This is a genomic window from Moorella naiadis (nom. illeg.), assembly GCF_051020825.1.
Classification (GTDB): Bacteria; Bacillota; DSM-521; order Neomoorellales; family Neomoorellaceae; genus Neomoorella; species Neomoorella naiadis.
On the sequence record NZ_JAXGFQ010000004.1, the window covers coordinates 51,802 to 63,286 of the forward strand.

Annotated in this window: 14 protein-coding genes and 1 pseudogene; 7 read left to right on the forward strand and 8 right to left on the reverse strand. The window is 55.9% G+C overall.

Features of this window, described 5'->3' with window-relative positions; translation table 11 throughout:
* Positions 1 to 108 precede the first annotated feature (108 nt).
* Together SDD30_RS03650 and SDD30_RS03655 are read right to left on the reverse strand one after the other, a co-directional pair.
* Positions 109 to 963 carry an energy-coupling factor ABC transporter ATP-binding protein gene (locus tag SDD30_RS03650; RefSeq protein WP_434073582.1) on the reverse strand — a complete coding sequence of 285 codons (855 nt, stop codon included), beginning with the start codon at positions 961 to 963 and terminating at the stop codon, positions 109 to 111.
* 25 nt (positions 964 to 988) lie between these two features.
* Positions 989 to 1,543: a tryptophan transporter gene (locus tag SDD30_RS03655; protein ID WP_434073583.1), complete on the reverse strand. Its 555-nt coding sequence runs from the start codon at positions 1,541 to 1,543 to the stop codon at positions 989 to 991.
* Positions 1,544 to 1,915: 372 nt separating this feature from the next.
* Here SDD30_RS03655 and SDD30_RS03660 point away from each other — a divergent pair, with 372 nt between their 5' ends.
* Both SDD30_RS03660 and SDD30_RS03665 read left to right on the forward strand, forming a co-directional pair.
* Positions 1,916 to 2,425, forward strand: coding sequence for a sigma-70 family RNA polymerase sigma factor (locus SDD30_RS03660; RefSeq protein ID WP_434073584.1), 510 nt, complete (start codon positions 1,916 to 1,918; stop codon positions 2,423 to 2,425).
* Positions 2,418 to 3,299 carry a hypothetical protein gene (locus SDD30_RS03665; protein ID WP_434073585.1) on the forward strand — a complete coding sequence of 294 codons (882 nt, stop codon included), beginning with the start codon at positions 2,418 to 2,420 and terminating at the stop codon, positions 3,297 to 3,299. Before SDD30_RS03660 ends, SDD30_RS03665 begins: the two co-directional genes overlap by 8 nt.
* 176 nt (positions 3,300 to 3,475) lie before the next feature.
* Here SDD30_RS03665 and SDD30_RS03670 read toward each other — a convergent pair.
* Positions 3,476 to 4,113, reverse strand: a pseudogene (locus SDD30_RS03670) (acyltransferase family protein); the annotation flags it as partial.
* Between the two features lie 414 nt (positions 4,114 to 4,527).
* Here SDD30_RS03670 and SDD30_RS03675 point away from each other — a divergent pair.
* Positions 4,528 to 4,842: a nucleotidyltransferase domain-containing protein gene (locus tag SDD30_RS03675; RefSeq protein ID WP_434073586.1), complete on the forward strand. Its 315-nt coding sequence runs from the start codon at positions 4,528 to 4,530 to the stop codon at positions 4,840 to 4,842.
* The gene (locus tag SDD30_RS03680; protein WP_075517190.1) at positions 4,832 to 5,254 is read left to right on the forward strand and encodes a HEPN domain-containing protein; all 423 of its coding nucleotides are present in this window, start codon (positions 4,832 to 4,834) and stop codon (positions 5,252 to 5,254) included. The genes SDD30_RS03675 and SDD30_RS03680 overlap by 11 nt, the downstream gene beginning before the upstream one ends.
* Here the strand turns inward: SDD30_RS03680 and SDD30_RS03685 are convergent.
* Together SDD30_RS03685 and SDD30_RS03690 are read right to left on the reverse strand one after the other, a co-directional pair.
* Positions 5,158 to 5,709 carry a TolB family protein gene (locus SDD30_RS03685; protein WP_434073587.1) on the reverse strand — a complete coding sequence of 184 codons (552 nt, stop codon included), beginning with the start codon at positions 5,707 to 5,709 and terminating at the stop codon, positions 5,158 to 5,160. The genes SDD30_RS03680 and SDD30_RS03685 overlap by 97 nt on opposite strands.
* Positions 5,710 to 5,896: 187 nt before the next feature.
* Positions 5,897 to 6,685 carry a hypothetical protein gene (locus tag SDD30_RS03690; RefSeq protein ID WP_434073588.1) on the reverse strand — a complete coding sequence of 263 codons (789 nt, stop codon included), beginning with the start codon at positions 6,683 to 6,685 and terminating at the stop codon, positions 5,897 to 5,899.
* Positions 6,686 to 6,915: 230 nt separating this feature from the next.
* On the opposite strand from SDD30_RS03690, the gene SDD30_RS03695 reads away from it, so the two are divergent.
* The 3 genes from SDD30_RS03695 to SDD30_RS03705 all read left to right on the forward strand — a co-directional run bounded on the left by SDD30_RS03695 (position 6,916) and on the right by SDD30_RS03705 (position 8,797).
* Positions 6,916 to 7,203, forward strand: a complete 288-nt coding sequence (locus SDD30_RS03695) for an autorepressor SdpR family transcription factor (protein WP_434073589.1) — start codon at positions 6,916 to 6,918, stop codon at positions 7,201 to 7,203.
* Positions 7,200 to 7,871 (forward strand): SdpI family protein, encoded by a 672-nt coding sequence (locus tag SDD30_RS03700; RefSeq protein WP_434073590.1) that lies wholly within the window; start codon positions 7,200 to 7,202, stop codon positions 7,869 to 7,871. The genes SDD30_RS03695 and SDD30_RS03700 overlap by 4 nt, the downstream gene beginning before the upstream one ends.
* Positions 7,872 to 8,068: 197 nt before the next feature.
* Positions 8,069 to 8,797: a carbon-nitrogen hydrolase family protein gene (locus SDD30_RS03705; RefSeq protein ID WP_434073591.1), complete on the forward strand. Its 729-nt coding sequence runs from the start codon at positions 8,069 to 8,071 to the stop codon at positions 8,795 to 8,797.
* A gap of 373 nt (positions 8,798 to 9,170) precedes the next feature.
* Here SDD30_RS03705 and SDD30_RS03710 read toward each other — a convergent pair whose 3' ends face one another.
* The 3 genes from SDD30_RS03710 to SDD30_RS03720 form a co-directional block, all read right to left on the reverse strand.
* Positions 9,171 to 10,331, reverse strand: coding sequence for a bactofilin family protein (locus SDD30_RS03710; protein WP_434073592.1), 1,161 nt, complete (start codon positions 10,329 to 10,331; stop codon positions 9,171 to 9,173).
* A gap of 119 nt (positions 10,332 to 10,450) precedes the next feature.
* Positions 10,451 to 10,681 (reverse strand): hypothetical protein, encoded by a 231-nt coding sequence (locus tag SDD30_RS03715; RefSeq protein WP_434073593.1) that lies wholly within the window; start codon positions 10,679 to 10,681, stop codon positions 10,451 to 10,453.
* Between the two features lie 239 nt (positions 10,682 to 10,920).
* The gene (locus SDD30_RS03720) at positions 10,921 to 11,460 is read right to left on the reverse strand and encodes a DUF1648 domain-containing protein (RefSeq protein WP_434073594.1); all 540 of its coding nucleotides are present in this window, start codon (positions 11,458 to 11,460) and stop codon (positions 10,921 to 10,923) included.
* Positions 11,461 to 11,485 lie beyond the last annotated feature (25 nt).

Here is an 11,485-nt window from a genome sequence, read left to right on the forward strand (position 1 = left end):
CCTTATACCTGACGAACTCGGCCGGCAATTGGGCACGGCCTTAACTCGCCCTTACAAGGCTAATATTTACATGGCCAGCTAACGGAGATGCAGGCACCCAAAGGGGGCTCACATCCCCAACAGCCGGTCCAGTTCCCGCCGGCCCTGGTCTACCGCCAGGGGTAGGTCGCCGTGGTAGACGCCGGTCCGGGATAATAACCGGAAGAGAGCCGTCACCGGCGGCACTTCCAGGCCCAGTTCGGCGACCAGCTTTTCCTGGGCCAGGACCTGGCGCGGGGCGGCGTCGGCCACGATGCGACCCTGATGCAGGCAGACCAGCCGGGGTACCAGGGGCGCCAGGATACTAACCTTTTGCTCGATCAGTAGGATAGTCATGCCATACTCGCGATTGAGCCTTGCCAGGAGGGCGATAACCTCCATAGTACCCCGGGGATCGAGTTCAGAAGTCGGTTCGTCCAGGACCAGGACGCGCGGCCGCAGGGCCACCGCCGCAGCGATGGCCACCTTCTGTTTCTGGCCGCCGGAGAGCTGGCGCAGGGAGCGATGGCACAAGGCAGTAATGCCCACCATCTCCAGGGCCGCGGCAATGCGCGCCTGCATCTCTTCCCGGGGCACGGCCAGGTTTTCCAGTCCGAAAGCCAGCTCATCCTCCACCGTTTCGGCTACCAGCTGGGCCTCCGGGTCCTGGAAGACGCTGCCGATAATCCCGGCCAGCCGAGCGCAAGGGGTGGCGGCCGTATCCCGGCCGGCGATGGTCACCCGTCCGGCCAGGCGGCCGCCCTGGAAATTGGGGATGATGCCGTTCAGCACCAGGGTAAGGGTGGTCTTACCGGCTCCGGTGGGACCAGTAAGGCCCACAAACTCCCCCGGGCGCACCGCCAGGTTGATCCCCGCCAGGGCTGGCACCTGACTATCAGGATAATAAAAAGTATAATCTTCTACTTTAATGATGGGGTCCAGCATTTGTTCCTCCGAGATGAGGCAATGCCTACATATTCTTCATTAACTGTTTCAGCGGGAAGTAGAGGACCTGCGCCAGGATGGCGTTAAAAATCCCGGTGACAATAACCACCAGCAGCAAATAGGTGTAGGCCGGGTTCTTCGGCAGGGTGGCAAAAAGGGTAACGGCTTTGAAGATGGTGATATAGGTAAAGCCGCTGGCGAAGGTGCCCAGGAAGGTTACAACAAAGGGTTTAATCGTTTTTAGCAAGCTGTTTTTATCGAAGGGCAGGTAAAGTAAAAGGGCGGTGGCAATGGCCCCTACCGGTTCACTGGCAAAATTCAAGTAGGGCAACAGGGATTTGGTGGTTAACTGGCAGACGGCAGCGGCCACCAGGCCGATGCCCAGCACCTGGGGCAGGCGGGGTTTCAGGAGCATAATGGCCAGGACATACATGCCGATGACCACGTTGGGGGTGATGCCGAAAAAGGGCGGGATAATCAGGCGTAGCGCTGCCCCTGCCGCCAGCAGGACGGCTACTACAACTACATCTACTGCCTGCAGGCCCTTTTTCTCCACCCGGGTCAGTTTGACTTCTTCCACGACAGCTTCCTCCTTGATGATGAAATTATTGCTGCCGGCAGCTAAGCCCCCGCCGGCTATAAATACAAAAACAGCCCGACGAAAACCGCCAGGCTGTTATTGCCTACACTCCGGCCAGTCTCGTCTCTTCTCAACTCTTAACCATGCTCAACTCAACTCAACAATATTTAATTGTTGCCACCCGGGCAACCATGTATTGCCTTTACCGGGTTAACCTTAGCATACCAGGGGTGCCCCGTTCCTGTCAAGGGGAGATTTTCAGAAACCCTTTTTACAGGCGAAAAACATTATTTACCTGCAGCGGAAACCAGATTACTGACGTCTATATTATTGAATGAAAACCGGGCCTGGTCTTCAGGAGGAAACATAAAAGTGGAGTTAGAACAACTTATTGACCAATATGGTAATAGCATCATGCACCTGGCTTACTTTTACGTCAAGGACCGCGGGATTGCCGAGGATATTACCCAGGAAACCTTTTACCGGGCTTATAAAAAACTGGCCACCTTCCGTGGCGACAGCGATGTCAAAACCTGGCTCCAGCGCATCGCTATCAACCTCTGCAAGGATTATCTGCGCTCCTGGTCCTGGCGCAAATTATGGGTTATGGGTGAGGAATTCTGGGGCGGCCTGAAGGCCCCGCACGCCGATCCCTCCCAGCAGGTACTGGCCAGGGATGAAAAAAGAGCCCTGGTCGAGGGCATCTTGCAGTTGCCGATTAAATACCGCGAGGTTATCGTCCTCTATTACTATGAGGAACAAAGCACCGTCGCTATCGCCAGGATCCTAAATATCAATGAAGGTACCGTACGCAGCCGCCTCCACCGGGCCCGGTTATTGCTCAAAGTGAGGCTGGCCAAGGAGGAGATTACCAATGTCTGACCCGGACAAGTTATTAACTGGTTTGCGCGAGGCAGCCGGGACTACGATTTTCAACGGTTGGCAGATAGATGAAAACAAAAAACGAGCGATCATGGCCGGGGTTACCGTAAGGAGCCAAAAGGAAGGACTACGGCGGCGGTTAATAGCCGGTGCGGCGGCGGCCATTGTTCTGGTGGCAGCCTTAACTTTTAGCCTACCCCAGGCCCGGGCAGGATTGCAACAAGTACTGGCACAGGCAGCGCTCTGGGTAAAGAACAATACCAGCCTTCCGATCTACCTGCCTGCTGGTTGGCCTCCGGCGGATAAATCAGATCAGGATCAGGTTACCCCCGAACCGACCTTGAACTATTACTTTGAAACAACAGCGACTAAAAATGGATATAATATTAACATTTATGCTCTGAATAAACCGGTCCCGATCAATCAGGCCAATAAACTCCAGGTGCCCTTGAGTGAAAGCCAGTATGTGGGGAGTATTAGCGGTTATCGGCGGGCAGAAAGCAAGCTCCAGGAGCCGGTATGGGATCAAAGCAAGTTGACCAGGGCCCGGGAACTCGATTTGGGTCATGGTATTACGGCTTACGACCTTGACCAGGTGGAGGTATTCTGGGAAAAGGATGGCTGGCGTTACTGGGTGGTAGGCCCTGATGCTAAAGCATACGCCCAGAAAATAGTAGCGGCGACTGCCGGCGCCGAGCCCATACCCCGGGCTTCCGGGGGCTGGGTGAAAGTTGTCGCCGGCAACCATACCACCACTTATGTTGGCTGGAACCAGGGGGATTATCAATATGAGCTGACCTACCGCGGTGCCGATATAGCCCGGGCGCTGGATGTAGCCCGCAGCGCCACCCTGTGGCGTGAGAATCAGCAGTAGGTCATTTAATCAGTGGATCCGGAAGCGGGTCTACGCGAGTAGGACGCTCAGGGTTAAAAAAGGGCCTAAGGCCCCCGGAGGCTTTACCAGTCAGGGGGCCTGGGCATCTAGCAGGTGCCCAGGTAACTCTTACCTAGGATAATATCGTAGTCAGATCTCCGACTTAAACTTGTAGTGAGCAAAGCGAAGGCGCGGGTGTCGGTGCCATAATATACCCGGTTAGGGTCGCTGCCAGGCTGGTAAATTACGGTCAGCGCCAGGGCCGAGGCGGCTGCGCTGGCCAGGGTCAGCCCCACCAGAGTACCCCGACTGCGGGTGTGACGCAGTCCGAACCACAGCAGTAACGGACAGAGCAGGTAAAACTGCTCCTCCACCGCCAGTGACCACAGGTGGCCGAGGGGTGAGGGAGGCCGAAACGGGCAAAGTAGGACACGTGATGGAAAACGAACCACCAGTTGCTAGCGTACAGCATGGTTGCCAGCACGTCGCCCCTCAAAGCCGCCAGTTGGGCGCGGTCGAACAGAGTGACCCACCCCCCCACCGCTACGAGCATGATGCATAGCGCCGGAAGTAAGCGCCGCGCCCGCCGCAACCAGAAGTTCTTCAGATTGATTTGCCTGTTGCCCTGCCACTCGGCAACTAGCAGGTCGGTAATGAGGTAGCCGGACAACACGAAAAACACGCCGACACCGAGGAGCCCGCCCGGTGCAATGCTCAGGTTGAGATGATAGGCGATAACGGCGAGGACCGCCAGGGCCCGAAGTCCGTCCAATCCAGCCATGTAGCGACCGTTCCCCTTGACTGGTTCAGGCATGGGGACGCCCTCCTTGCTGCCCGGTGACGGCTGCCGGCGCTGCCCCCTCGCAGTCCTGGCTGAACCCGTCGGCCTTTTTTTAGCCAATAGACACCCGAATACACTATGATTATGTGCCCCATGTTCCGTTTACTCCCATTCCGTGATTACGAATTCAGCAGTTGCTCAGTTCCTGTTTAGCCTACTTTAACGACGAAGCCCTCCCTGTAAATGTGACCCCATTCGAGGTTTTTCTCGGCCACTTTAGGGACACTTTTCTATGAGTCTCAAGTCCTTGGAGAAAACCCTACAGTGGCTTGACATATCAAGGTGATACTAATTTGACTTTAACTATGGTTATTGTTATACTTTTCTTAGGAAGAATTACCCAAGACAGAGATGTGATACTGCGGTTAAAGAATGGGGGAAGTGGTTATGGATGATATATTAAAAACAATCGTAGCACGTATTAAAAGGACAGCCGATCCCGATAAAATAATTCTTTTTGGTTCGCGAATTGGTTCGCGAAGCCGGGGGAAAAAAACGGATAGCGATTATGACCTTCTTATTTTAAAAAAAGGTGTTACTCACAGGCGCAGTATCGCTCAACAGCTTTACAGAGAGTTAGCTGATATACCTATCGCGGTGGATATTATAGTTGAGACACCGGAAAGGGTAGAAAAATATCGGCATACACCGGGATTTATTTATACTGAAGCTCTAAAGGGGCAAACCATATATGAGCGATGAACCCTGGAAACAATGGTTGCTACGGGCCAAGAGTAATCTCACTCGGGCCAAATTGGGTAAACAGGCGGATGATATTCTCTACGAAGATCTCTGCTTTGATGCCCAGCAGGCTGCCGAGAAAGCCCTAAAGGCACTATTACTGTACCTGCATCTCGACTGTCCCCGCACCCATTCTATCGGCCAACTTTTAAGTTTGCTTGAAAGTTCTCGGAAGGTCTCTGTACCGGAGGAGATAAAAGAGGCTGCGATTTTAACCGATTATGCTGTTACCACCAGGTACCCTGGAGATTGGGATGCAATCGATTTAGAGGAGTATCAACAAGCCCTGAAATGTGCAGAAAAAATCTGGGAGTGGGTAGCAGGGGAAATGGTCCGAACAGCCAGTGGCGGTGTGCCGGTGCCGATCGAGTAGGAGGGGGCAAAAGGCAACCCCTGCACCTGATGGGCCTGACTGCCGTCCCGGCGCACCAGCCAGAGGGGCCCGGTTGTAGCCTGGGGATCGGTGGCGCGCATGAAGGCCAGCCACTCACCGTCGGGGGACCAAAGGGGTTGCCGGGCCTGGCCAGATTCGGTTAATTGTTTGACCTCACCCGTATTGTCGTCCAGGGTGTAGAGCAGGCCCTGCCAGACAAAAGCCAGGTCACCCTGATCCTTAAAGGCAGTTGGGTTTACTTCCGGGGAGCTGGCCCGGGTATTGGAAGCCGGCGATGAGCCACCAGGTTCTGCCTGGGCTGCCGGGGCCGGTGGCAGCGGGGCGGCGTAAGGGAGTTGCAGGGGACGGTTCAGCCAGAGTACGGCGCCAAGGATAATCGCCAAGCCTGTACCGGCGATGATAGGGCGGTACCAGCGACGCATCTTTAGTTTCAAGGCTAATCAACCTCCTCACTCCCTGTTTTAGCACCCGGGTGTTGCGAAGCCATGACGAGATATTAAGAAGTTGTTACAGAATCGGGCTGAGCCCCGAGCCGGCAAGCCACACTATGGAACACCAGGGTGGCCACTCCAAACAAAATCAGCGCTAAGGCCATGGAGAATGAGCCTACCCGCCATTGCCTCATGGTTTTTTCTTCTCGTTGCATCTTTCACCCTCCATTATATCGTTTATGTCGTTTATATCATTATCCATATCATTATCCAAACATGATTCCGTCTTTACTTTCTCCGTAATTGGCAGGTTGAGCCTGCTTCCCATAACCAGCCGTACACCACCACCAATAAACATCGCTGCTATAAACCCCGTTTTGATTATGTTTATTAAGTTATAGCTAAGGTAGGGGACAACCACGCGTTCAAAGATAATCAGGACACCTAAGGCAATTAAACTAAGACCCACCCATCGTTGCTTTTCCACCAGCCAGGATAACAATGTATCCTCACTTTCGGGTACAGTCCTATCACAAGCTGACACCAGTTTCAAAGCGTCAAAGAAACTATAAAGCCAGATGACCGGCAGCATAAAAAAGAAAAGGCTCAGGTGCAGCCAATCCATAAGAAACAGGGCCAGGAAAAAGATGGTCATAAGGCCAAGTCCCCCCGGACCAGCCAGCCGCCCCGCCATGGCCGTAGGATGTTCCTGGTCCCTGGCCAGGTTGTCCCGGGAAAGGGCCGTCTCTAGGACAGTGTACCTGTCATTGGGATCAATGGTTAAAACCTTGATGGCTTCGTTGTATTCAGGAGCGTCAAGCCTGTAGGCCGAGTAACGTACCCCCGTGGCCAGGGGTACCTGCTCCGTTTCAGCCGTTACCCGCCAGGATGGAGCCGCCAGGGCTGCCAGGGGACTGGCCAGCAGGCTGCAAACTAAAACGAGGGCCGTAAAGACTGGCCAACACCGCTTCCTGTGCACTGGTGATATAATGAATGAATACCTCCCGCGCGTTTCCGCTTTTAGTATGCCATGTTTTAGAAAATGGTTTTCCTGCTGATTTTCAGCTCTATCCTTTATAAACGTTGTTGAAGGTTGCCAGGTTCCCGAAATGTCTCCCGTCTAAATAATCGCCGCTACTTGACAAAGCATCAGGCCGGGGTTATATTGTAGTTAATTAGATGTTTATCTAAATAATAGGAGGGAGGGTTATGGGGCTCAATACCCTCTTCAAGGCCCTGGGGGATGAGACCCGCCGGGAGATCCTGCGGCGGCTGGCCCGGGGGGATATGGCCGCCGGGGAGATTGCCGCGTCCTTTGACCTTTCCTGGCCGACCATCTCCCACCACCTGAATGTCCTCAAGGAAGCGGGGCTGGTGCAGGATGAAAAAAGGGGCCAGTACGTCATCTATTCCCTCAACACTACCGTATTGCAGGATATCACCGGGTGGCTCTTCGACATGCTGGGGATAATAACGGAAAGGAGGCATTGTCTATGAAAACCGGGTATCACGTCGATAAAGAAACCCTGGCCCGCGACTGGCCGGCCCTGGTTGTCCTGGCGGCCATGTTCGTCGCCGGCATTATCCTCTACCCCCACCTGCCGGAACTGGTACCGGCCCACTGGAACTTCCGCGGCGAAGTGGATAACTACTTTAGCCGCTTCTGGGGCGCCTTCGCCCCGCCCTTAATGGGTAGTGGCATCTACCTGCTCATGCTCTTTGCCCCTTACCTGGACCCCAAGCGGGAGAATTACCCCCGCTTTAGCAAGGCCTATTGGGTGGTACGCCTGGGGCTAGTCCTCTTTATGGGGGTAATTTATGCCACCACCCTGGTCGTGGCCCTGGGCGGCCCGGCCAACCTGGTCAGCCGGGTGGTACCCCTGGCAGTAGGATTGCTCTTTATCCTGATTGGCAACTACCTGCCCCAGGCGCGTTTCAACTACTTCTTCGGCGTCCGCACGCCCTGGACCCTGGCCAACGAAGAAGTCTGGCGGCGCACCCACCGTTTCTCTGGCTACGCCTTTATCCTGGCCGGGCTGATGTTTATAGCTGCCGCCTTCTTACCACTGCCGGCCAACTTTATCCTGGGCCTGGCCGGCCCGGGCATAGCCGTGGCGGGTACGATAGTATATTCCTACCTGGCCTTCCGCCAGGTGGCGCACTGACTTAAGGAGCGGGTAGCCAGTCACCCATAAGTACTACCCGTTCTTCCTCGTTTGGGTTACGAAGTTATCAAGGCTTGCCAGGATGAAGGGGCTCATCATGCTCCACTTGCTTTTTTCATCGGCCGGCTTGCTACACTGGCGCCGGGATAGTAAGATAGAGAAGGTAAATTATGCTATGTGCTATGGAGGCGATCCCCGTGCGTCTTGGTGCGGCCCAGGTGTTTATCGCCGACACCCTGGCAACTAATGAAGCTACCGTCCTGCGGCTGGCCGAGACAGCGGCGTCCCGGGGCGTTGATCTACTGGCTTTCCCGGAAATGGGCCTGACAGGCTATAACCCGGCTACCTTGAGCCAGCCTGGTTTTCCAGAAGAACTGGAAGGTTCCCTGGCCCGCCTCTCCCGGCGGGCAGGAGAACTGGGCCTCGGCCTGATTGTCGGCCACGCCGCCTTTTCAGGCGGCCAGCTATATAACGCCGCCACGATTTTCCTGCCGGACGGCACCGCCCATACCTACCGTAAAATAAACCTGACCGCCGCCGAAGCCAAATACTTCACCCCGGGCGCTACTCCCCTGGCCTTCACCTGCCAGGGGCGCAAGTTCGGCGTGATCATCTGCCGCGACCAGAACTATCCGGAGCTGGCCCGCAGCCTGCGCGAAGAAGGGGCCGAAGCCATGTTCATCCTCTCCGCCCATTACTACCACCCCGCCGAGGCGCGCTGGAAGCTGCCCAAAAACCGCGCCCTGCCCATTGCCCGCGCCGTGGAGAACGGCATTTACGTCCTCCTGGCCAACGCCGTGGGCAGCCACATCGGTATGGTCAGCCTGGGGAACAGCCTCATCGCCGACCCGGAGGGCGCCCTGGTAACCCTAGCCGGCGAAGCCGGCGAAACTATCCTGACCTGCGACTTGCCCGCCGGCCGGTGAGCGTTAACTTTTATCCCACCCGGGCCCATCTGCCGGGTATTTTATTTCCTTCAAAGGCAACCAGCCTGATCGCCATTCCTGCTGCTGTTCCCCGTAACCTGATTAAACGAGGTAAAACCGGCAACAAAGACAGCAGCTGCGTTCTAAGAAGAAAAAGCCCCCGTATCCGGTAACCGGCCAGATCCGGGGGCTCTCTTTCCATTTTCACATGTTACCAATGCCGCTCTACCTCATGAATGTCTATCCCGAAAATAAGGATCTTTACCATTTTCATCCTTCTGCTGCAGGCGTCGGCGGCATGGGCGTCTATCTTGAAATGAAGGTATGCGTAACTGAAGGTTGTTGCTGGCGGCGTAGAGGTCCCCCTTCCACCTTATTCCACGACGGCTCGGTGCGGCCAGGACAGAACATGACGTCCCAGCAAAATTATCGCGCTGCCCAGGGTAAAGATCACCCCCAGGATGGTGATTATCGTCCCTACCACAGGTATGAGGCCCACCAGCCAGAGGATAGTCGCCCCCAGCAGTGTCTCCCAAATCAGGGAAAGCTGCCTGCCGCCCCCAAACCGGGCCAGCAACCAGTGACCCAGGAAAGCTCCCAGGATGGGTTTAAAGAGCAAGCCGGCGCCGAAAAGCAGGGCCAAATAGGCGAGGCCCAGCAGGCCGGCCACTGACTGGCCGACTACCACCAGCGCCAGCAGGATAATGGCCAGGGGTGCCAGTACTATCCATCCCAGGCCTGCGCCCAGGCCGCTCCAGGGTTTCTGCTGCAACACTTTCACCAGCGCCTGCAGGAACGGGGCCGCCAGGAGGGCCAGGAGCGAGGCCAGGGCCAGGAGTTTGACCAGGGCCAGCAGTTGCTGTCCCAGGACCTGCCACCAGGTTCTCCTGGCGGGTGTTTCGGGGGCAACGGCTGTATAGCGGACCTGCCCCTGCACTACCGCCCCGGGCGCTATCTGCGGCGGGTTGGGCCCCCGCAGGACAATATCGCCATTTATACGCGCGCCAGGGAGTACGTCCAGCCTGGTGGCATCGACCTCCAGGTTGCCGCCCACCTGGCCGGAAACAGCCGCCGTATTGACCCAGGCGCGCACATTGCCGCCCACCGTACCATCCAGGTCCATATTTTCCCCGGCATAGATCAAGTTGCGGCCCACCCGGGCGGCGGGCCCCAGGGTTAGCTGCTGGCCGAACAGGGTCATGGCCTTGTCTACATTGGCCGTGATGTTGATCACCTGTCCGGCCGCCCGCACATCGCCGCTTATACTGCCGCCCAGGTCGAGAAAGCGGCCAGCCGCCAGGACGTCGCCGCCGGTCCGGCCAGAGCCGGTAACCGTCTCACCCGCAGCCATTAAATCTCCCTTTACCTCACCTTGGATCCTGACCATGCGGCCCGCGGCATAGAAATCATCATTTACCACCTGGCCGGCCTCAAGGGTAACCCTGTCCCCTCCCGCCGCCAGAACCGGACCAGCCAGCATGGCCAGGATAAAGACTACCAATCCCCAAAATAGCATCCTGCGCGATTTTAGCATGTCGCTCCCCCTTCTATTCCTAGTCTTACTTTGGCACCGGGTACGATATAATATATCCTAATTATACCAGGTACATATTAAATATCTGTTAACAAACATGGCTTGTTTTGTTAATAATATTACTTGTGCCAGGCTATACCGATCAGAGTAACTGCCGCCGCTCCCAGCGCGGTAGCTTTAACCACCAGCCCGGCAATTAAACCCAGGTAGGGCAGCCAGGTGACCAGGCTGATGATGAGGATACCGGCCAGGGTGGCGGAGTAGATTTCCGCCTGCCGGCCCCCCAGGGCAGCCAGGATTTTCTTGCCGGTTGCCAGCTTAAACCTGCCATCCCCAGGAAGTAGAGGCAAGCCAGGGCCAGCGTCAGTAAGAATGAACCTAACACCAGCCAGTATACCCCTGGGCGATTATTTCTTCTGGATTCCCCCCTGAGTGTTTCACCCGGCACCCCCGGACGGGCAAAAATTTTGCCGGAACGCTCCGTAAAGCTCCCGGCAAAAACCTTCTTGAGTATATTGCGGAAAAGGAGCCCTGAGATCAAGGCTCCTTTTCCTATTCCCGCTGCGGGATACCTTGCCGGGAACTGGTTTCATTTGCTGCCGATCAGGAGCAGGCACCGGATACCCAGGTAAAAAACGGTAGCTGCAGCCATAATACCAAAAACTAATCCCACCCAGCCGATACCGGTGGCCAGTCCCAGGGCCACCTGGACATTCTTGTAGGTCAAGTAAGCGCTCAGGCTTAGAATAAATATCTTCAGGACTAGCAGGCCACGCAACGTTACCATACGCACTGCCTCAGCTGCGGCTGGTTGGATCTTTTTTCTATCCTTCTCTGGCGCACTTATAATCCGGCGGGGGTCGTCCACGGCGGCGATCCAGAGGGATATGCCGGTAAACAGGAAATAGATGGCGGCGGCAATGAAGGGCATTACTAAAATCGATTTTTTGTGGCCCCAGTTATCCGGCAAACCAGTAAAGCCGAAATGGGTCGGTATGCGCGCCGGCAGGTCGGCGTAATGGCCGGCCAGGTACCAGAAAGCAAAGATCAGCAGTAGTACCGAAGGCACCTCTAGCCAGATCGGGTAATAACGATTCAATTTTTGCCAGCCACGCCAGATCCAACTCATCCCAAGTTCTCACCTGCCGTTTATT